Here is a 19,220-nt window from a genome sequence, read left to right on the forward strand (position 1 = left end):
ATGCGTCAGAAAATTATCGACGCCATTATGGCGCATGCTGCTGCTGAATATCCGCGGGAGTGCTGTGGTGTGGTGGTGCAGAAAAGCCGGGTGCAGCGTTACATTCCCTGCCGTAATCTGGCGACGGACCCGACCGAACATTTCCACCTGTCGCCGGAGGACTACGCCGCTGCCGAAGACTGGGGTACGGTGATTGCCATTGTCCACAGTCACCCGGACGCAACGACACAGCCGAGCGAACTGGATAAAGCGCAATGCGATGCAACGCTCTTACCCTGGCACATCGTCAGCTGGCCGGAGGGTGATCTGCGTACCATCCAGCCTCGGGGAGAGCTGCCGCTACTGGAGCGCCCGTTTGTGCTCGGTCACTTCGATTGCTGGGGGCTGGTGATGAGCTACTTCAGGCAGACGCATGGTATAGAACTGATGGATTACCGCGTCGATTATCCCTGGTGGGAAGACAGTTACCCCGAAAACTTCTACCACGATTGCTGGTATGAATGTGGCTTCCGTGAATTCAGCGGCGCACCGCAGCCAGGTGATATGGTTATCATGCAGGTGCAGTCCAACAAGTGGAATCATGCCGGGATCCTGCTCGAAGGTAACATGTTACTCCACCATCTATATGGCCATCTGAGTCAGCGAGTGCCTTATGGTGGATACTGGCAGGAACGGACAATGAAGGTGCTACGATATAAGGACCTGTGCTAACCTTTTGTAAAACCAAAGGGGATAGGGATATGAAAAAAACCATATTATTTGTTTCGTTATTGGGTTTGTTTGGATGTAGCGCATCTTCTTTACAGAAAGGAGAGCCTGTATTCGCTGGACACTCATCTAAAAGCCCGCATCAGATTAATAAATGTTTAGCTCCGAAATGGCAAGATTTGCATCCGCAAGCTAACAGCATTGAGACAGAAACCGGTTATAAAATCTCTGCTTCAGACGATTTGTTCGGCGTCCTATCCATGGCTTTAATCGATAACGATAACGCTGGTGGATCCAACGTCAATGTATATGCTGCCAATAAGGGAATTGGCAATCCGTGGGGGAATGCTGCAAAATCTTGCCTTTAATTTTAAATATTTTATTAACTTATGTGATAAATGTAGAGGTTGAAAATGGCTAAACACTATAATGGAAAACACCTCATTAAGAATGTAATCCATAACGGAATTACTTTTAGAATGATGGTTGTAAAAGGTAACAAACCTGAGCACGTCCCAGAGGATCCTGAGGATAAGGCTGATGGTTCTACCATCCATTTCAGCCTAGCAAGAACCTCAAGAGAGTTTGATGAAAACTTGATTGAAGTTTTGAACTCGGTTGGTCATGGTGAGCGCGTACTTTCGTTGTGTTCAACTGATGACGCATATGAATATGGTTATACAAGGCTAAAAGAAATATCCTCAGTTAAATAGAAATATAATCCATTAACAAGACCCGAAAGGGTCTTTTTTATTTTGGTGTGATATGACAAGTGTTAATGCCGAAAAAAGTATCTCAATAGAATTGGCTGGACCTCTTGGTAAAATATTCGGAAAGTCGCACAAAAGATATGTTAGATCAAAGTCAGAAGCTATACATTCTATTTGCAAAACGGTTTCCGGGTTTGAACGGTATCTCAATACAAGTAAGTCGCGTGGGTTAACTTATGCAATATTTGATGGAACTAAGAATGTTGGACTAAATGATTTAGGGTTTCCAGTTACTGAAAATGTTATTCGCATTGTTCCTGTTGTTATTGGAAGTAAAAAAGCAGGCTTACTTCAAACAGTCTTAGGTGCGGTACTGGTAGTCGTTGGGGCTCTAGGGGCAACAATAGGCCAGGCATGGGGTGGTGCCGCGTGGGGGCCAGCAGCAATGAAAATTGGAGCTGCAATGATGTTAGGAGGGATTGTGCAAATGCTATCCCCACAGCCAGCAGGACTTGCCAGCAAACAGGATGCCGAAAATCGGGCATCGTATGCATTCGGTGGTGTAACTAACACCGCTGCTCAGGGTAATCCAGTTCCGCTTCTATATGGCCGCAGACGTATTGGCGGGGCGATCATCTCTGCTGGTATATACGTCGAAGACCAGCAATAACCAAAATAATCTTCCTTTCAGGCTACCTTATGGTGGCTTTTTTTATGGGCGCAATATGGCTACAGCAACCCCGATAAAAGGCCGCAAGGGCGGCAGTTCCAGTTCCCGAACCCCTACCGAACAGCCTGATGATCTGCAATCTGTAGCGAAGGCCAAAATCCTCGTTGCGCTTGGGGAAGGGGAATTTGCAGGGCAATTAACCGGAAAAAATATCTACCTGGACGGCACGGCGTTGGAAAACTCCGATGGCTCCCAAAACTTTAGCGGCGTGACGTGGGAGTTTCGCGCGGGAACTCAGGCACAAAATTACATTCAGGGCATTCCCGGTACCGAAAACGAAATCAACGTTGGAACTGAAGTATCAAGCGAAATAGCCTGGACGCGTACCTTCACCAACACCCAACTATCAGCCGTTCGCCTGCGACTGAAATGGCCTTCTCTGTTTAAGCAAGAGGACAACGGCGATCTGGTAGGGTATTCCATCAATTATGTAATAGACCTGCAAACTGATGGTGGGACCTGGCAAACCGTTCTTAATACCAGCGTAACCGGCAAAACGACGTCTGGTTATGAGCGCAGCCACCGTATTGATTTACCGCAGGCTGGCAGCACCTGGACAATCCGACTACGTAAGATTACCGCTGACGCAAACAGCGCCAAGATCGGCGACACGATGACGCTGCAAAGCTTCACGGAAGTGATTGATGCCAAGCTGCGCTATCCGAACACAGCGCTGCTGTACATCGAATTCGACTCAAGTCAGTTCAATGGTTCGATTCCACAGATATCCTGTGAACCACGTGGCCGGGTGATCCGCGTGCCTGATAACTATGACCCCGATACGCGGACTTATAGTGGTACATGGCAGGGCGCGTTTAAGTGGGCCTGGACCGATAACCCGGCGTGGATATTTTACGATCTGGTGATTACCGATCGCTTTGGTCTGGGTAATCGCCTGACTGCCGCCAATATCGATAAATGGACGTTGTACCAGGTATCGCAGTATTGCGATCAGCCTGTACCGGATGGAAAGGGTGGAAGCGGGACAGAGCCACGCTATACCTGTAATGTCTATGTTCAGGACAGGAATGACGCTTACACTGTGCTGCGTGACTTTGCGGCTATATTCCGGGGTATGACGTACTGGGGCGGCGATCAGATTGTTGCGCTTGCGGATATGCCGAGAGATGTGGATTACGCTTACACCCGCGCTAACGTTATCGATGGACGCTTTACCTATTCCAGCAGCACTTCGAAAACGCGCTATACCACAGCGCTGGTTTCCTGGTCTGATCCGGGTAACGCCTATGCGGATGCGATGGAGCCGGTGTTTGAGCAGCCTCTGGTAGCCCGGTACGGATTTAATCAGCTGGAAATGACAGCCATCGGCTGTACCCGTCAATCAGAAGCGAACCGAAAGGGGCGCTGGGGTATTCTCACCAACAATAAGGATCGCGTTGTTTCGTTTGATGTTGGCCTGGACGGAAACATTCCGCAGCCGGGATACATCATCGCCGTGTCAGACGAGCTTCTGTCCGGCAAAGTTATGGGTGGTCGCATCAGTGCTGTTAACGGTCGCGTGATAAAACTTGACCGCGTAACTGATGCAGCAGCAGGCGATCGCCTTATTCTCAATCTTCCCTCCGGCGCGTCACAGAGCAGGACTATTCAGGCGGTTAACGGGGAATCAGTCACAGTCACTACGGCATACAGTGAGACACCGCAGGCCGAAGCTGTATGGGTGGTTGAGTCAGATGAACTCTATGCCCAGCAGTATCGTGTTGTCAGCGTCTCCGATAATGATGATGGCACTTTCTCTATTACCGGCGCATGGCATGACCCGGATAAATATACCCGTATCGATACCGGAGCCATCATAGACCAGCGGCCCGTGAGTGTAATCCCGCCGGGTAACCAGTCGCCGCCGGCTAACATTGTGATCAGCTCGTTTTCGGTGGTGCAGCAGAATATCAGCGTCGAAACCATGCGGGTGAGCTGGGACCAGGCGCAGAATGCCATCGCCTATGAGGCACAGTGGCGCCGCAATGACGGTAACTGGGTAAATGTGCCGCGCAGCTCCACCACGTCATTCGATGTTCCGGGCATTTATGCCGGGCGCTACCTCGTGCGTGTGCGCGCCATTAACGCCTCTGAAATATCCTCTGGCTGGGGTTACTCCGAAGAGAAAACGCTGACGGGCAAGGTGGGAAATCCACCGAAACCTGTCGGCTTTGCGACAACGCCGATCAACTGGGGGATTCGTCTGAACTGGGGATTCCCGGCTAATACCGGGGACACGCTGAAAACGGAAATTCAGTACACCGCGAACAGTGATTTCTCAAATCCCCTTTTGTTGTCGGATGTGCCTTATCCGTCTGCCGAATACACCCAACTGGGTTTGAAGGCTGGTCAGGAGTTCTGGTACCGCGCGCAACTGGTAGACAGAACGGGTAATGAATCAGGCTGGACCGACTGGGTTCGTGGTGAATCTAATGCGAATGCTGACGACTACCTGGGCGATATTGCTGATGACTTCGTGACTTCTGCAGACGGTGACCGCCTGACAAGCGACATTGATACCAACCTGGAAGCCGCGTTGCAGAATGCGCTGGCCAACCATGCAACCGTGGAACACCAGTGGGCGCAGTATGGTGAAGTACGCGCGGATATTCTGGTAGTCAAAACGACCATTGCACAGGTCGATAAGGCCATGGCTGAAATGTCCACGCAAGTGCAGGCGCAGATTAAAGATGTAACCGCCTCGCTTGAGGATAAGCTCACTGCCACCGTTGATGCTACAGGGGCATCTGCAATTTACACCCTCAAAACCGGAGTCCGGATTAACGGTGTGATGTATAACGCCGGAATGTCGATTGCGGTGCTGGCGGAAGCGGGTAAGCCGGTAGTCACCCGCGTCGGGTTTAACGCCAACCAGTTCGTCCTGATGAGTGGTAGCGGTGATACGCAATATTCACCCTTTGCTGTTGTTAATGGTCAGGTGTTTATCAGCGATGCGTTTATCCAGTATAGCCAAATCACGCTGGCAAAAATTGGCGAACTGCGCTCCGCTAATTATGTTCAGGGACAAACGGGCACAATCATGAAATCGGACGGAACGTTTGAAATGAATGGGGCTATTGCCGGGGAGGGGGCAACGAAAATGACCAATCTTAATTACAGCGTTAAAGATGGCAATGGCGTTCTCCGCGTGCAGATTGGTAAATTAACAGGGGTATTCTGATGACATGGGGAATTCATACATGGGACGCTAACGGCGTCCCGAATAACTATGGCATTAAACCTGTAACCGTGGTGGGCATCATCGATCTTGCTTTAGGTCAGAAAACGGGAAGCTACCAGTTCAATCTTGAGCCAGGTTTAAAGGTTGGGTTCGCAGTTGGTACTCTGGAGGATAAAGGGACAATAAGTTACACAGATAAAAGAAATATTATTGCATCTGGAAACACCATAACAATACAGCCATCAGGTAGTGATGGGATTAATGATTACCCGGCAATCAAAGTGCAGTTAATCGTGTTTGCGGAGACTGCGTAGATGGCTAAATATGGCGCATTGATTTCATTACCTAACGGGAACCCTTTTATCACGCCAGATTCCACACCAATGACGCTTTACCGAAAAGTCACTGTAAACTCAACTTTTGGGGGGAATTTTAACAGTGCTTCGGCGTCCGTTACTATCGACGGTCAGAAGGGAGGGATTGCATTTGCACGAACCAGCGCCCCGGCGAAAATATCAGCTTCAAAAAATGGCAACACGTTCAGTGTTGATGCGTCTAATTACAGAGGTTCGGCTTTCGTTCTGGAGGCGTATTTTTTTGCTATATACCCACTTACCCTTCCGGCCTGGGGTGTGGCTATATGGGACGCCGAAGGGACACTGGTACTTACGAATGAGTCCCGGGTATTAAGCGACCTTACAACTATAGGCTCACCCGGTGCTGTAACGGGTGGGCTGAACATCGACACATACATGTCGGGTAAATGGGCTGTAAATCCGATGGGGCTGGGGTCTGTGCTTCTGCATGCTGGTTCAGCGCCTGGTGGGCAGCCAATCATTCAGTCTGTTGATGTGGGAACGGGTTGCTTCAACGAAGGCTCTGGAACACGAATAAAAGGACTCTCATCAACAACAGCAAGCGGCTCTTCAATCGGTACGACAAATAGTGGAATTGTGATAACGGCGATAAACACAGCTGCATATGATTAAACTGATCGATTTAAACGATCAATTTTAGAATATTGATCTATTAAAACTATTTTTATTATTCAATGCTATTGGTTATTTTTTGTTTAAATAATTAACCCTGGTGTCGAAATGAAAAATATAATTATTCCAGTTATTGTCAGTCTGATGATTTCAGCATGTTCTGGGCCTGTTCTGGAGAAACAGAAACCGGTTTGTCAGGCTGAGTTTGTGACTGGCGGGTTTACACAGTCGGTACACATTTACGGTGTGCGAAAAGTTGTTAATCAGACTGAGTACAGGGCCGGTTATCCCTTTAACTGGCGATGGGTGAATAAAAATAATTTCACCAGTTCAAATTGCCCTCAATGAAATACCAAAAAAAAACCCGCTCCGGCGGGTTTTTTATTATCTGAATTCAGGAGATATCCATGTCAGCAGGAACCTTAACCCTGACGAATAACTCTGCTGCGGTCGCTGGAAACGGGACCGAGTTTACCACCGAGGTGGCGGCCGGAGATTTTATTGTTGTCACTGTCGGCGGCGTTCCCTATACGCTCCCGGTTAAATCAGTGGAAAGCGGTACAGCATTGACGCTGGTCAGCAATTTCACCGGGCCAACACAATCTGGCGCTGCCTGGTCAGCTGTTCCTCGTGTGGCGCTGAATATGGTTACCGCAGCGCTGGTGGCACAAAGTGCAGAAGCCCTGCGCGGACTTAATTACGACAAACAGAACTGGCAACTTTTATTCTCTGCGAACGGCAATATTACTGTCAGGCTTCCTGATAATTCGGAGTTTACCGGGCCGTCATGGAAATATCTGGCAGATAACATGGCGACAAAATCGGATGGCGCAGTGCCAGTTAACCAGGGCGGCACCGGGTCTACAAATGCAGATGGTGCCCGGACTAACCTTGGTGTTGATGCTTTGCGGCAACTACCGTCTCAGACCATAGTTTATGGCCCCGGACCAGAAAGAAAAATTGCGATGAGAATAGATGCAGCAGAGTGGGGATGTGTCGTTACCGAAAATGGTAATCCGGTTCCTCTTGCTACTAAATATGGAGGAACTGGCGCAGCAGCCGGTGATTTCTGGAATGCCTGTTCTAACATTGGGGCAATGCGGAAAAAAGCAGAGCGATTTCAGGAAGGGGATACGCCCACTAACATCTATTGGGCTAATTCGTGGGGGTTTATCACCGGCCAATCAGAGTATGCATTAGTCGGTGCATGGATTGACGTAACCAGTGCTGATAACGGCGCAAGAATGCAGTTAATTGGGTATTACTCAAGCTCAGGGTTACCAAAGACTAGTGGGTTTGCGTACCGTACCTATAATCCGAATAATCAAACCTGGGAAATTCCAAGGGCCGTACGTGATACCGGGAATACCACAGTGGACAGTAATGGATTTATTAAAACAGCCTCACCAGTGGTGGATGTAAGAGGGGACGGGACTTTTTCAGTAAATGCTGAATCAGAAGGTTGTCAGGTTGAGCGTTTATCCGTGGGGGTATATCACATTAGCGGATGCCTTGGTCTTAACTCTGATATCGCCTGGGGAGGAGTAAGTGGTGGGTTCGAAATCCCTGTTGACAGAAACAAGCAACCCCGCATCTGGCTGGACTACAAAGTCAATGCTGATGGTTCGGTACTGGTCAGAACGTATCATCGGGTTCATCCCTCAGCGCCTCCTTTTGCTCAGAACAGAATTGGGAGCACTGATATTGACGGCGTGTTTACTGAGACAGTGGCTGACGGAGAGCCTGTCGACATTCCGGCTGATTCGTTTGTGTCAATACGTGTGGAGATGCCGGAAGACAGTATCTGGAATCAGAAGCAGAAAGAGACACGGGATGTAACGGAAAAAACTGAACGTGAGCGCCAGCAAAATCAGCAGGATACTCAGTAGGACAAATTAACAGGTGCCGCAGCCACGCCGTATGCAAGAGCATGACTGCGGCCGACTGGCGAACGTTCGATAGTGTGAGTATTGAATGATTGCCAGTCACGGCGGATTGTACTTAAGCAATATGACGGTTCAAGGCGTTTAATCTGAAACCAGCCACATATCAGACTCTTCAAACATTTCCTGAACAGTACGGCTTATCTGTTCCTTCTCATGCTTGCTGGCGTCAGTGTTGATCGCCGGCAGCGTCATCATCGGTTTTACCCGAACATCAGCATCGGGGAAGATCCGGTGAACCCTCCTGGTCAATTCGCCCAGAATGATATCTTTTGCACCGGGCAGACCATCAAAATTCCTTTTGTCATAAACGAGTTCCACGAACATTGCTTATTGTCTCTTTACTGGATGGATATACAGTATTTATACTGTGTTTTTATCCGGTATTCAAGAGAGGGCGTGATGATGCCACGACGCAGCGATATTGAAATAGCCTGGTATGCTTCGATACAGCAGGAACCAAATGGCCGGAAGACCGTCACCACGCAACGGTTTGTCCAGGAACTGAGCAAGGTTAACTGGAACTGGACGATGAAGCAGGCCAACGAATGGATCGAGTGGTATGTGACAACATTCCGCGATGTATCAACGCAGGAAGGCGAGAACCGTACCTTCCTGCTGTTCAATCCAAACGGAGGACTATAGCCATGGGCTTTCCTTCACCTGCGGCAGATTACGTTGAAACAAGGATCTCCCTCGACCAGCAGTTAATCAGTCAGCCCGCAGCGACTTACTTCATGCGGGCATCACGTTCACATTTCAGGGAAGGGATAATCCAGGGAGCGCTACTTGTGGTAGATGCGTCACTTACTGCCTGCGATGGTTCACTGCTGATATGCGCGATAGACGGGGAATTCAGGATCAAGCGATATCGGACTCATCCTCAGCCCCACCTGGTTAATCTGGAGAACGGGAGAAGGGAGGCGCTGCCAGCAGATGATGACGGTTCCAGTTCTGCGCCCGCTATATTCGGGGTGATCACGTACATCATTAATGATGCCAGGAACGCGGAATTTGATGATTGCCCGGTGATGTAATCACATTGGCTGTATCAGTTCGGAGCCCTGATTTTTCACATTCCCTACGGCACGCGTCACGGCGTGCCATATAAAATTCTCAGCCGGCACGGAACCATCGGCCGCAATTTCCGCAGCTTCTTTTCCTCCAACGTCCTGCCTCATCCATTCGCGAGCGGCTTCTGGTGACAGTACCAGTGGCCGCCTGTCGTGAATATCTACCAGTTCTTTGTCGGCAGCAGCCGTCACTATCAGAAATCCTTCTGCTTCATCTCCACGTTCAAATGGTGTGCTGCCGATCGCCGCCATGAATATCGGCTGACCATCGGCTCGATGAATGAAGTAGGGCTGCTTTTTGTCACCTTCCTTTTTCCATTCGAACCAGCCATCAGCAAAGCAAATGGCACGCCCATGCTGCCAGAGTGGTTTAAACATTCTGCTGGTGGCCGCCGTTTCAGAGCGTGCGTTAATTAGCGGTGGTTTATCCCACCATCCGGGGGCGTATCCCCAGATAACTGGCTCAAGATGGAGTTTCTCGTCACGTTCGCTCAGAAGCAGAACTTTGGTGCCCGGCGCGACGTTAAAACGTCCGATGGGTTCCGGGTCATATGGAATGTCTCGTTCGACTTCTTCAGCGAGAAGGGCAAGATAGTCTTCACGCGTCATCGACTGAGAAAAACGTCCACACATAGAAACCTCCAGCCATATGTCAGACTAGAAGTATAGGGCAGGAAGAAAAAGTGGTGCGCACCGGCAAGTAGCTTGTAAGGTAAATCGGAATGATGGTTTTAGGAATTGATGAATTCCGATAGTGAAATACTTTGCTGGAGGAGGAATGTCTATGATCAAAATAGGTGTCCAGACCAAATAATAACCGAAGATTAGCTTAATAAACCTTTGGTATCCGTCTATCTGGCTATAGAATTTCTTACCTACATGACTGTTGTTGGATACTAGATGTAAATGAAATATTTCTTCCTATTAACACTAAGCTTGTTCATTTTTTCTTCTCAGGCAGAGACATTTCCAGCTAAATTAACCTGCAATACGGGGGAGGAGATTACTCTAAAAGTGACGGGAGCCGAACAGCGCCTGACCTATGTTTCATCACGATATGGAATTTTCCATGGGTATCTCGATGTTTATAAGGGGTTATCTCCGGAGCAGCAATACGAGGCGCTTGCCGATATACATGGAATGGACAAGTACAAGGACAATCCCTTATCTTTTTCACTCCAAATGAAACGAATCAATGGTGAGATAGATAGTGGATCAATTACCTATCGTTATACCTATATGAAAGACCAGAAAATTATTAATGAGGAGGGAAACTGTATTCCGATGAATGATGGTGGGTTTATCGAGGGTAGTAAACGCTACTAAGGTCAAGAGTATAAACATATAGGCTGTATTTTATCATTCAATACATACTGAATTGACAAGAAAAATTTTCAACATATTAACTTATTAATTGTATCGAACAGTCGTTTTGCCCCAGAAAGTGTTGGTATATTAAGTACAGATAAACGAGTAACTAGTTGAATTTTATGATGTAGAAATATTGCGGATATACCAGCGAGAAAGGGTAAGTTATTGAAAACATTACCAATGAAATCGGTCTCGAAAACCGGAGTAGGGGCAACTCTACCGGGGGTTCAAATCCCCCTCTCTCCGCCACTATTCAAGCACTTGCACGCCTCGCTTTCAACGACAGTTCTCATGGATGTTTTTTTCTTTGAGTATCCTCACAAGTTTATCGTTGTAATGCCCGCGTGGTAAAAAAATACGTTTCGTATAAATAAAAAGCCCGCTTCATATGAAGCGGGCTTGCTTATTTTTGCGTCAATTAGAACTGGTAGACTAAACCAACGGCAACGATGTCGTCAGTTGCGATACCATTGCTTTCATAGAAGCTGTCGTCTTCATCCAGCAGGTTGATTTTATAATCGACATAGGTGGACATATTTTTGTTGAAGTAGTAAGTCACACCCACATCAACATATTTGACCAGGTCTTTGTCGGTATAGCGTGGGGTGCCGTTGCTATGGTGATCCCAGCCGCCTAAGTCGACGCCTTTAGACTGCAGGTAAGCGATGGAAGGGCGCAGACCGAAGTCGAACTGATACTGCGCAACAACTTCAAAGTTCTGTGTTTTATTAGCGATCCCGCCTTTAGCAACATCTTTGCCTGTAGCATCTTGATAAGTTCCGCTACCGTATGCTGTCATGTTACGGGTTTCTGCATACATAGCAGCCAGGTAAACGTTGTTAGCGTCATACTTAGCGCCAATAGTCCAGGCATCTGCTGTTTCGCCGCCTGCGTATTTATTCTCATAGCTACGATCGCCACGACCAGCAGCAACCTGATTGTTAGAACGGTCAGAACTGGAATAAGCAGCACCAAGGCTTAAACCAAAGTCGAAGTCATAGGAGGTTGACAGACCGAAACCGTCGCCGTTTTCTTTAGACAGTTTACGGTTCTCACCGTTACCAGTACCTTCGCCTGCTCCTGCACTTTCATTATTACCCTGGTATTGCAGTGCGAAGTTCAGACCATCAACTTGACCGAAGAAACCTTTATTACGGTAGGTGGCAACACCGTTGGTACGACCGGTCATATACACGTCGGTCTGGGTGTAGGAGTCACCGCCAAATTCCGGCAGCATATCGGTCCAGGCTTCTACGTCGTAGACCACGCCGTAGTTACGACCGTAGTCGAAGGTACCGTTCTCACCAAAGCCTAAACCGGCAAAGGCCAGACGAGTCCAGGAATTTGCGCCTTCACCTTCGGTACCGTTAGCCTGGATGTTGTATTCCCACTGACCGTAACCGGTCAGCATGTCGTTGATCTGGGTTTCGCCTTTAAAACCCAGACGCGCATAGGTCTGATCGCCATCGCTGTCAGCATCGTCAGAGAAATAACGCAGACCATCGACTTTACCGTACAGATCCAGTTTATTGCCGTTCTTATTATAGATTTCAGCCGCATTTGCTGCGCCTGCAGCTAATAAAGCAGGGAGAAGCAGTGCCAATACTTTTCTTTTCATTATGTATTCCCTTTGCATGATAATTAAAATGAATATGTAGTACTATCCGAGTGACTACATTTGGATACTATCTATGAAGTTCATTTAATTTAAAATATAACATGTAACAAATATATTTAAAATATTTCAAAATGTTTATTTTGCATCTTTATATAATTATACGTGTATGTTAATTACATTGGCATTCGCCATATGAATTGTTTTTAATCAATGTGTTATATGTGTTTATCTATTTATTTGTTATGTGTATTTTATTTGTTTTAGATGTTTGTTTTTAATATTCATATAAATTATTTTTCGATATTGGCGTCGTGGGTTTTATAAATTCATGTGGATTTTATTTTTAGTGCAATAATAAAAGATGATTATGTAATGGGGCGGGCAGTGGTCTGCAATGAAAATTGTTGCTAAGGTGATTTTCTTTCTACAAAGGGAGATAGCATGAAACTGCACGACTGGCAGTCGCGATTTGAAGCCTGGTTAGCTGATAACCATTCTGGACAAGATGCTGCACATGACATCTTTCACTTTCGACGTGTGTGGATAACGGCGCAAAAGCTGAGTACAGATGCAACCGTAGACTGGCTGGTGGTGTTGACCGCGTGCTACTTCCACGATCTCGTCAGCCTGCCAAAGAACCATCCTGAGCGTCATTGTTCGTCGGTACTGGCAGCCAAGGAAACACGTCGTGTTTTGATGCGCGATTTTCCGGATTTTCCACAACAGCGGTTATCGGCAGTGTGTCATGCCATTGAGGCGCACAGTTTTAGCGCCAAAATCGCGCCAGAAACCCTTGAAGCGAAAATCGTGCAGGACGCAGACCGGCTTGAGGCGCTGGGTGCAATTGGTTTAGCGCGCGTATTTGCCGTTTCAGGGGCGTTGGGGGTTGCGCTGTTTGATGCGGAAGATCCGTTTGCCCGAAAGCGTAGCCTTGACGATAAACAGTACGCGCTCGATCACTTCCAGACCAAGTTATTGACGTTGCCGTTGACGATGCAAACCGAGCAAGGGCGGCATTTGGCACAACATAATGCGGATTTTTTACTGACGTATATGGCGAAGCTGAGTGCGGAGCTAAAAGGAGAATACGAAATGCTGGATCTTGACGCGATTCAACCCTTTAAAGCGCGCTAGTCGCCAATACGGCTGAAACGTCAACCGTGCTAATTTATGTTAATCTGTCGGTTATCCATTTCTGCCGGTTAAATGTATGCAGGATAATTTTTCAGTAGCAGGCTCCATGAACCCGATGACAGATGAAAACGAGGCCGACGTGCAGGTGATGTTGGCCAAGTTGCTTGAAATATATGACGTGAAAACGCTGGTTGCTCATCTGAATGGCGTTGGTGAGAACCGCTGGAGCCCGGCCATCTTTAAGCGAGTGGTTGCTAATGAAACATGGCATCGCCTCAGCGACCGCGAGCTCATTCATCTGAATACTTTGTTGCCGAAACCACCTGCGCATCATCCGCATTATGCCTTTCGCTTTATCGATCTTTTTGCCGGTATTGGTGGCATTCGTCGCGGCTTTGAAGCGATTGGCGGGCAGTGCGTGTTTACCAGTGAGTGGAACAAGCATGCGGTGCGCACCTATAAAGCGAACAACTACTGCGATCCGCTCCAGCACAACTTTAATGAAGATATTCGTGATATCACACTCAGCCATCATGACGGGGTGAGTGACCAGCAGGCGGCAGAACATATTCGCCAGCATGTTCCTGAACATGACGTGCTGTTAGCCGGATTCCCTTGTCAGCCATTTTCTCTGGCTGGTGTATCAAAGAAAAATGCGTTAGGGCGGGCACATGGTTTCGCCTGTGATACGCAAGGCACGCTATTTTTTGACGTGGTGCGCATTATCGATGCGCGTCGGCCCGCCATATTTGTGCTCGAAAACGTCAAAAACCTGAAGAGTCACGATCAGGGCAAAACGTTTCGCATCATTATGCAAACGCTGGACGAGCTGGGTTATGACGTAGCGGATGCGGCGGATAACGGTCCGGACGATCCGAAAATCATCGATGGGCAACATTTTTTGCCTCAGCATCGCGAACGTATCGTGCTTGTCGGCTTCCGACGCGATCTGAATTTGAAATCAGACTTCACGCTGCGGGATATTGTCACGCGTTATCCGCCGCGGCGTACCACGCTGGCGGAACTGCTTGAGCCGACCGTCGATGCGAAATATGTACTGACGCCGGTGCTGTGGAAATACCTCTATCGCTATGCGAAAAAGCATCAGGCGCGGGGCAATGGATTTGGCTATGGCATGGTGTATCCCGGTAACCCTGATTGTGTAACGCGCACGTTATCTGCGCGTTATTATAAGGATGGAGCGGAGATCCTGATTGACCGTGGTTGGGATATGGCGCTGGGTGAAATAGATTTTGACGATCCGCAGAATCAGCGCCACCGCCCACGCAGACTTACGCCCAGAGAGTGCGCGCGTCTGATGGGGTTTGAATCTCCGCAGGGCTATCAGTTCAGGATCCCTGTGTCAGATACCCAGGCTTATCGCCAGTTTGGTAATTCGGTGGTCGTTCCGGCATTTGCGGCGGTGGCCAGGTTGCTGGAGCCGAAAATCAGGCAGGCAGTTGCTATTCGCGAGAAAGAGAACCAGCGTGGCAGACGTTCACGATAAAGCAACACGCAGTAAAAATATGCGGGCGATAGCTACCCGCGATACCGCAATTGAAAAACGCCTTGCCAGCGTGCTGACAGAGCAGGGGGTAACGTTTCGCGTGCAGGATGCGACGTTACCCGGTCGCCCTGATTTTGTGGTGGATGATTATCATTGTGTGATTTTTACTCATGGCTGTTTCTGGCACCACCACGATTGCTATTTGTTTAAAGTCCCCGCGACACGAACGGAATTCTGGCTGGAAAAAATAGGCAAAAATGTCCAGCGCGATGCGCGGGATTGTGAAAAGTTGCAGGCTCTGGGCTGGCGCGTATTGATTGTCTGGGAGTGCGCCCTGCGTGGTCGCGAAAAGCTGGACGATGAAGCGTTATCTGAACGTGTCATCGAGTGGATCTGCGGCGGTGGCGACACCGCGCAGATCGACACACTCGGTATTCATTTACTGTAACGTTTTTTCCGACGGGGTAGCAACGGCCTCCGCTTTAACAGGGAACAGGTATTTCCCCAACGTTACCAGCACCACAGCAAACACGATCACGCCGAGCGCCAGCCATTCGATAGGGGCCAGTCTTTCTCCCCCCAGACCGGTGCCTAACAGCACGGCAACAACCGGATTGACGTAGGCATAGCTGGTGGCTAGCGCCGGGCTGACATTGCGGATCAGGAACATATACGCATTAATGGCAATAATGGAGCCAAACAGGGCCAGGTAAGCCACCGCCATAAAGCCTGAAAATGTTGGCATGGTGGTCAGTTTTTCCCCGGAGAGTAGCGATGCGCACATCAGCACAATACCGGCGGCTAACATTTCAATGGCTCCGGCCATCATGCCAACGGGTAGCGTAATGCGTGAACCGTATACCGAGCCAAACGCCCAGCTTATTGAACCGATCAGGATCAAAATAGCGCCCCACGGATTGCCACTTAAATTGCCCCCGCTGTTCAGCATGATGATCCCTGCTAGCCCAATCGCTATCCCCAACCATTCCAGCTTGCGCGTTTTGATGCCAAAAAAGTGGCTAAAACACAGCGTAAATAACGGGACGGTGGCGACCACCACGGCGGCAATACCGGAAGGGACATTTTGGTGTTCTGCGACGGTGACCAGACCATTACCCACAGCCAGCAGCAGGATACCAATTAACGCGGCGTTCAGGATTAGGCGTAAGGGGGGCAGCTTATGCCCACGAATAAGTAAGAAACTTGTTAATAAAATTCCCGCGGAGAGAAAACGTACGGCTGCCATCATTAACGGCGGCCAGCTTTCAACACCAATGCGAATAACGAAGTACGTGGAACCCCAAATGATGTACAGCGCGAATAGCGCACTGAAAAGCGGTAACAATTGCCTGAAACGCATAATCCCTCACGGTGGAAATAAAAAGGTGCAACATAGTAAACGTCAAAACTATCTTACTGGCGAGATTTATAATTACGTGTTGATGTTAAAAACTTGTTGACCAGAAAGGTCAGTTTCAGCATGGCGTGTTTTACTTCATACTTATGACTGCAAAAAAATAATATTGAGGGTGAAAATTTTGGCAGGAAGTAGCTTACTGACCTTACTCGATGATATCGCCACGCTACTGGATGATATCTCAGTGATGGGAAAACTGGCCGCGAAAAAAACCGCGGGCGTGCTGGGGGATGATCTGTCGCTTAATGCGCAGCAGGTATCGGGCGTGCGGGCGAACCGCGAACTCCCGGTGGTCTGGAGCGTGGCGAAAGGGTCGTTTGTTAACAAAGTTATTCTGGTGCCGTTGGCGCTATTGATAAGCGCATTTATTCCCTGGGCGATCACCCCCTTATTAATGGTAGGCGGGGCGTTTCTCTGTTTTGAAGGCGTGGAAAAGGTTCTGCATACCCTGGAGGCGCGTAAGCACAAAGAAAGCCCGGAAGAGCGTCAGCAGCGTCTGGCTGCTCTGGCCGCACAGGATCCACTCACCTTTGAGAAAGATAAAATCAAAGGGGCAATACGTACCGACTTCATTTTGTCTGCCGAGATTGTCGCAATTACGCTGGGTATTGTAGCGGACGCCCCTTTGCTGAATCAGGTGTTGGTGCTATCTGGTATCGCGTTAGTGGTGACCGTGGGCGTGTATGGCCTGGTGGGGATTATCGTTAAGCTTGATGATATCGGCTACTGGCTGGCAGAAAAGCGCAGCATGCTTGCTCAAACTCTGGGTAAAGGACTGCTGGTTGTTGCTCCCTGGCTGATGAAAACACTTTCGGTGGTTGGCACGCTGGCGATGTTTTTAGTGGGGGGCGGCATTGTGGTACACGGAATATCACCGCTGCATCATGCGATTGAACATTTTGCTCAGCAGCAAAGTACATTGATTTCGCTAATGCTTCCGACCCTGCTTAACCTGGTGCTCGGCTTTATCATCGGTGGGATTGTCGTTCTGCTGGTAAAAGCTGTCGCCAGAGTGCGCGGAATTTCGCACTAATTGTTACAGGACTGATTACGCAAAACGCCTCCTTGTCATCTAAGGTGTAAAGGTTTCTCTTGATACAGGAGGCAGGTATGGTCTTTTCTGTCAGTGAGGAAGTCACCTCCAAAGAGGGTGGCCCACGTATGATCGTTACCGGGTATGCCAGCGGAATGGTGGAATGTCGCTGGTACGACGGCTTTGGCGTTAAACGGGAAGCATTCCGTGAAGATGAACTGGTGGTGCCTGGCGAGCGAAGACAGCTCTGTCAGGATGCCTGAACATTTGGCTCGACCGTAACCTGGTGATCTCTCACCCATTAGTTATATTTATCATTCCGGTGAGAATTATTTACTTGTCAGGCAAAAAAATTGCAGATAAGGTTTGGTTCACATCAGATTTTCTGGTGTAACGAATTTACAAGTGCTTCTTGCATAAGCAAGCTTGATCCCGACCCGATAAGGGCCGGGATTTTTTTCGCCCTCAGTCAGCGATTGATTTCCGACACGCTAAAATCATGGATATCAAGCTCGAACGCATCGGCCAGTTCATGCCATGTATGGTAATCACGCCCGTCAACGCTGACGCGCTCCGGGTCATCCTGGCTGCGATGAATTTCACTCTCGCAGATTTCGTTGATTGCCTTTAGCAGCGCGTCGACATCGACGCTGACTTCACGTTTGGCCGTATCGCTGTACTCTTTCGCGGTTTTCATCCTCATACCTCTCAACCGTTAAGGATACCGGGGGAGCGTACCCAAACATCAGATACGCACAACTTAAGTATAGACCGTCGATAAAACCCGCAATCGCGCGTGCACAGCGCTGCCAGAAAAAGGAATTTGTTCTACACTGGCACAAAGCCACAGGAGGAAAACTATGAAGGTGAATGATCGGGTCACAGTCAAAACGGACGGCGGTCCTCGTCGACCGGGCGTGGTACTGGCAATCGAAGAGTTTAGCGAAGGCACTATGTACCTGGTTTCGCTGGAAGACTACCCGCTCGGTATCTGGTTCTTTAATGAATCAGGTCATCAGGATGGTATCTTTGTGGAAAAAGTGGAGTGACATGAGTTCCGCTGTTTGATTCTGACTGGTGGGGTCGCCACCAGTCAGAACGTCTTAGCGCATATTCACAAAGATACCATTGGTGACGTTATCCGTAAGCCTTACAACGTGATAGATAACTTGCTTATTATGCGTTTTAATCTTTCGTTTTATATTCCCCTTATGGGATGACACCGTCTTGGCTTTGATATTCATTTGATCTGATATCTGTATTGTTCCCTGACCCTCCATCCACATACGCAGCATGCTGGATTCGGTTCGACTTAATGATAATGTTGGCAGGTTCACATCAATAGCAATATCTACTTCCTTTTTCAGAATATCGCCAAGTAGTTTATCCAGTGAGTCAGGTTTAATTGATTTAGAACTAATCAATAAATTTTTTCTGACGAGTAGATATTCATCAAAATGCACGTTGGCAATTGCCATAAACACAATAAATAATGTGCTGGGATGCTGATTAATGATTTGCTTTATTTGCTGGCTATTAGCAGGATCGTGGATAAAGCAGTCCTCATTAATAAACACCACAGCGGGTTGTTGAGAGACACAGGCGAGACTGAGTTCATCAACGTTGGAAATGTTGTTGATTTCCCTTTTTTTCACTCCCCGACTTACCAGATATCCGGTTAACCCTAGTCGGGTGTAACTGCATAAATCCATAATAATCGTTGACATGGCATACCCTCACTCAATGCGTAACGATAATTCCCCTTACCTGATTATTTCATCACAACTAAACGGAATAATAACGACC

General features: G+C 48.4%; 23 protein-coding genes and 1 pseudogene. 17 read left to right on the forward strand and 7 right to left on the reverse strand.

What is annotated here, in order from left to right:
• From JQN59_RS09455 to JQN59_RS09490, 9 genes are all read left to right on the forward strand, one after another.
• Positions 1-711 (forward strand): C40 family peptidase, encoded by a 711-nt coding sequence (locus JQN59_RS09455; RefSeq protein WP_149608300.1) that lies wholly within the window; start codon positions 1-3, stop codon positions 709-711.
• A 29-nt stretch (positions 712-740) separates the two neighbouring features.
• Positions 741-1,076, forward strand: coding sequence for a hypothetical protein (locus tag JQN59_RS09460; RefSeq protein ID WP_149608301.1), 336 nt, complete (start codon positions 741-743; stop codon positions 1,074-1,076).
• Between the two features lie 45 nt (positions 1,077-1,121).
• Complete coding sequence (locus tag JQN59_RS09465; RefSeq protein WP_149608302.1) at positions 1,122-1,421, forward strand: hypothetical protein; 300 nt, start codon at positions 1,122-1,124, stop codon at positions 1,419-1,421.
• Between the two features lie 52 nt (positions 1,422-1,473).
• On the forward strand, positions 1,474-2,088 hold the full coding sequence (locus tag JQN59_RS09470) for a tail assembly protein (RefSeq protein ID WP_149608303.1): 615 nt from the start codon (positions 1,474-1,476) through the stop codon (positions 2,086-2,088).
• A gap of 55 nt (positions 2,089-2,143) precedes the next feature.
• On the forward strand, positions 2,144-5,329 hold the full coding sequence (locus JQN59_RS09475; protein WP_149608304.1) for a host specificity protein J: 3,186 nt from the start codon (positions 2,144-2,146) through the stop codon (positions 5,327-5,329).
• Positions 5,329-5,643 carry a hypothetical protein gene (locus JQN59_RS09480; protein WP_149608305.1) on the forward strand — a complete coding sequence of 105 codons (315 nt, stop codon included), beginning with the start codon at positions 5,329-5,331 and terminating at the stop codon, positions 5,641-5,643. Before JQN59_RS09475 ends, JQN59_RS09480 begins: the two co-directional genes overlap by 1 nt.
• Positions 5,644-6,318, forward strand: a complete 675-nt coding sequence (locus tag JQN59_RS09485) for a hypothetical protein (protein WP_149608306.1) — start codon at positions 5,644-5,646, stop codon at positions 6,316-6,318. It begins immediately after the preceding gene.
• Positions 6,319-6,426: 108 nt separating this feature from the next.
• Complete coding sequence (gene cor, locus JQN59_RS26940) at positions 6,427-6,666, forward strand: phage exclusion lipoprotein Cor (RefSeq protein WP_149608307.1); 240 nt, start codon at positions 6,427-6,429, stop codon at positions 6,664-6,666.
• A 59-nt stretch (positions 6,667-6,725) separates the two neighbouring features.
• Positions 6,726-8,207: a phage tail fiber protein gene (locus JQN59_RS09490; protein WP_149608308.1), complete on the forward strand. Its 1,482-nt coding sequence runs from the start codon at positions 6,726-6,728 to the stop codon at positions 8,205-8,207.
• A gap of 138 nt (positions 8,208-8,345) precedes the next feature.
• On the opposite strand, the gene JQN59_RS09495 is transcribed toward JQN59_RS09490, so the two are convergent.
• Both JQN59_RS09495 and JQN59_RS09500 read right to left on the reverse strand, forming a co-directional pair.
• Positions 8,346-8,588 (reverse strand): DinI family protein, encoded by a 243-nt coding sequence (locus tag JQN59_RS09495; RefSeq protein WP_048220770.1) that lies wholly within the window; start codon positions 8,586-8,588, stop codon positions 8,346-8,348.
• Between the two features lie 93 nt (positions 8,589-8,681).
• Positions 8,682-8,801, reverse strand: a pseudogene (locus JQN59_RS09500) (hypothetical protein); the annotation flags it as partial.
• Between the two features lie 107 nt (positions 8,802-8,908).
• Between JQN59_RS09500 and JQN59_RS09505 the strand changes: the two are divergent.
• Entirely contained in the window at positions 8,909-9,298 is a 390-nt protein-coding gene (locus JQN59_RS09505) for a HumD family translesion DNA polymerase (RefSeq protein ID WP_149607396.1), read from the forward strand.
• Here JQN59_RS09505 and JQN59_RS09510 read toward each other — a convergent pair whose 3' ends face one another.
• The gene (locus JQN59_RS09510) at positions 9,299-9,967 is read right to left on the reverse strand and encodes an SOS response-associated peptidase (protein WP_149607397.1); all 669 of its coding nucleotides are present in this window, start codon (positions 9,965-9,967) and stop codon (positions 9,299-9,301) included.
• Positions 9,968-10,240: 273 nt separating this feature from the next.
• Between JQN59_RS09510 and JQN59_RS09515 the strand changes: the two genes are divergently transcribed.
• On the forward strand, positions 10,241-10,660 hold the full coding sequence (locus tag JQN59_RS09515; protein ID WP_149607398.1) for a hypothetical protein: 420 nt from the start codon (positions 10,241-10,243) through the stop codon (positions 10,658-10,660).
• A 463-nt stretch (positions 10,661-11,123) separates the two neighbouring features.
• On the opposite strand, the gene ompC is transcribed toward JQN59_RS09515, so the two are convergent.
• Positions 11,124-12,323 (reverse strand): porin OmpC, encoded by a 1,200-nt coding sequence (ompC, locus tag JQN59_RS09520; RefSeq protein ID WP_032943839.1) that lies wholly within the window; start codon positions 12,321-12,323, stop codon positions 11,124-11,126.
• 441 nt (positions 12,324-12,764) lie between these two features.
• Between ompC and JQN59_RS09525 the strand changes: the two genes are divergently transcribed.
• The 3 genes from JQN59_RS09525 to JQN59_RS09535 all read left to right on the forward strand — a co-directional run bounded on the left by JQN59_RS09525 (position 12,765) and on the right by JQN59_RS09535 (position 15,412).
• On the forward strand, positions 12,765-13,457 hold the full coding sequence (locus JQN59_RS09525; protein WP_008785124.1) for a phosphohydrolase: 693 nt from the start codon (positions 12,765-12,767) through the stop codon (positions 13,455-13,457).
• 76 nt (positions 13,458-13,533) lie between these two features.
• Positions 13,534-14,964, forward strand: coding sequence for a DNA cytosine methyltransferase (locus JQN59_RS09530; RefSeq protein ID WP_149607399.1), 1,431 nt, complete (start codon positions 13,534-13,536; stop codon positions 14,962-14,964).
• On the forward strand, positions 14,945-15,412 hold the full coding sequence (locus JQN59_RS09535; RefSeq protein WP_003839067.1) for a very short patch repair endonuclease: 468 nt from the start codon (positions 14,945-14,947) through the stop codon (positions 15,410-15,412). The genes JQN59_RS09530 and JQN59_RS09535 overlap by 20 nt, the downstream gene beginning before the upstream one ends.
• On the opposite strand, the gene yedA is transcribed toward JQN59_RS09535, so the two are convergent.
• Positions 15,404-16,324 carry a drug/metabolite exporter YedA gene (yedA, locus tag JQN59_RS09540; protein WP_149607400.1) on the reverse strand — a complete coding sequence of 307 codons (921 nt, stop codon included), beginning with the start codon at positions 16,322-16,324 and terminating at the stop codon, positions 15,404-15,406. The genes JQN59_RS09535 and yedA overlap by 9 nt on opposite strands.
• A 175-nt stretch (positions 16,325-16,499) precedes the next feature.
• On the opposite strand from yedA, the gene JQN59_RS09545 reads away from it, so the two are divergent.
• Both JQN59_RS09545 and JQN59_RS09550 read left to right on the forward strand, forming a co-directional pair.
• Positions 16,500-17,414, forward strand: coding sequence for a DUF808 domain-containing protein (locus JQN59_RS09545; protein ID WP_171846124.1), 915 nt, complete (start codon positions 16,500-16,502; stop codon positions 17,412-17,414).
• Positions 17,415-17,491: 77 nt separating this feature from the next.
• On the forward strand, positions 17,492-17,677 hold the full coding sequence (locus JQN59_RS09550) for a YodC family protein (protein WP_003030415.1): 186 nt from the start codon (positions 17,492-17,494) through the stop codon (positions 17,675-17,677).
• Positions 17,678-17,883: 206 nt separating this feature from the next.
• Here the strand turns inward: JQN59_RS09550 and yodD are convergent, their stop codons facing one another.
• Positions 17,884-18,111, reverse strand: a complete 228-nt coding sequence (gene yodD, locus JQN59_RS09555) for a YodD family peroxide/acid resistance protein (RefSeq protein ID WP_003030417.1) — start codon at positions 18,109-18,111, stop codon at positions 17,884-17,886.
• A 163-nt stretch (positions 18,112-18,274) separates the two neighbouring features.
• On the opposite strand from yodD, the gene dsrB reads away from it, so the two are divergent.
• Entirely contained in the window at positions 18,275-18,463 is a 189-nt protein-coding gene (gene dsrB / locus JQN59_RS09560; protein ID WP_003030419.1) for a protein DsrB, read from the forward strand.
• A 54-nt stretch (positions 18,464-18,517) separates the two neighbouring features.
• On the opposite strand, the gene rcsA is transcribed toward dsrB, so the two are convergent.
• Complete coding sequence (rcsA, locus tag JQN59_RS09565) at positions 18,518-19,141, reverse strand: transcriptional regulator RcsA (RefSeq protein ID WP_003030421.1); 624 nt, start codon at positions 19,139-19,141, stop codon at positions 18,518-18,520.
• Positions 19,142-19,220 lie beyond the last annotated feature (79 nt).

The sequence above is a fragment of the Citrobacter sp. B72 genome, assembly GCF_016894305.1.
GTDB lineage: Bacteria > Pseudomonadota > Gammaproteobacteria > Enterobacterales > Enterobacteriaceae > Citrobacter > Citrobacter portucalensis.

Excerpts from the sequence above, each read along its gene's own strand:
- JQN59_RS09495 (WP_048220770.1), bottom strand. The coding sequence starts at position 8,588 with ATGTTCGTGGAACTCGTTTATGACAAAAGGAATTTTGATGGTCTGCCC.
- JQN59_RS09525 (WP_008785124.1), top strand. The coding sequence starts at position 12,765 with ATGAAACTGCACGACTGGCAGTCGCGATTTGAAGCCTGGTTAGCTGAT.
- JQN59_RS09470 (WP_149608303.1), top strand. The coding sequence starts at position 1,474 with ATGACAAGTGTTAATGCCGAAAAAAGTATCTCAATAGAATTGGCTGGA.
- JQN59_RS09480 (WP_149608305.1), top strand. The coding sequence starts at position 5,329 with ATGACATGGGGAATTCATACATGGGACGCTAACGGCGTCCCGAATAAC.
- JQN59_RS09455 (WP_149608300.1), top strand. The coding sequence starts at position 1 with ATGCGTCAGAAAATTATCGACGCCATTATGGCGCATGCTGCTGCTGAA.
- JQN59_RS09510 (WP_149607397.1), bottom strand. The coding sequence starts at position 9,967 with ATGTGTGGACGTTTTTCTCAGTCGATGACGCGTGAAGACTATCTTGCC.
- JQN59_RS09530 (WP_149607399.1), top strand. The coding sequence starts at position 13,534 with ATGCAGGATAATTTTTCAGTAGCAGGCTCCATGAACCCGATGACAGAT.
- JQN59_RS09550 (WP_003030415.1), top strand. The coding sequence starts at position 17,492 with ATGGTCTTTTCTGTCAGTGAGGAAGTCACCTCCAAAGAGGGTGGCCCA.
- JQN59_RS09475 (WP_149608304.1), top strand. The coding sequence starts at position 2,144 with ATGGCTACAGCAACCCCGATAAAAGGCCGCAAGGGCGGCAGTTCCAGT.
- JQN59_RS09465 (WP_149608302.1), top strand. The coding sequence starts at position 1,122 with ATGGCTAAACACTATAATGGAAAACACCTCATTAAGAATGTAATCCAT.
- ompC (WP_032943839.1), bottom strand. The coding sequence starts at position 12,323 with ATGAAAAGAAAAGTATTGGCACTGCTTCTCCCTGCTTTATTAGCTGCA.
- JQN59_RS09490 (WP_149608308.1), top strand. The coding sequence starts at position 6,726 with ATGTCAGCAGGAACCTTAACCCTGACGAATAACTCTGCTGCGGTCGCT.
- JQN59_RS09460 (WP_149608301.1), top strand. The coding sequence starts at position 741 with ATGAAAAAAACCATATTATTTGTTTCGTTATTGGGTTTGTTTGGATGT.
- JQN59_RS09515 (WP_149607398.1), top strand. The coding sequence starts at position 10,241 with ATGAAATATTTCTTCCTATTAACACTAAGCTTGTTCATTTTTTCTTCT.
- dsrB (WP_003030419.1), top strand. The coding sequence starts at position 18,275 with ATGAAGGTGAATGATCGGGTCACAGTCAAAACGGACGGCGGTCCTCGT.
- rcsA (WP_003030421.1), bottom strand. The coding sequence starts at position 19,141 with ATGTCAACGATTATTATGGATTTATGCAGTTACACCCGACTAGGGTTA.
- yodD (WP_003030417.1), bottom strand. The coding sequence starts at position 18,111 with ATGAAAACCGCGAAAGAGTACAGCGATACGGCCAAACGTGAAGTCAGC.
- yedA (WP_149607400.1), bottom strand. The coding sequence starts at position 16,324 with ATGCGTTTCAGGCAATTGTTACCGCTTTTCAGTGCGCTATTCGCGCTG.
- JQN59_RS09505 (WP_149607396.1), top strand. The coding sequence starts at position 8,909 with ATGGGCTTTCCTTCACCTGCGGCAGATTACGTTGAAACAAGGATCTCC.
- cor (WP_149608307.1), top strand. The coding sequence starts at position 6,427 with ATGAAAAATATAATTATTCCAGTTATTGTCAGTCTGATGATTTCAGCA.
- JQN59_RS09485 (WP_149608306.1), top strand. The coding sequence starts at position 5,644 with ATGGCTAAATATGGCGCATTGATTTCATTACCTAACGGGAACCCTTTT.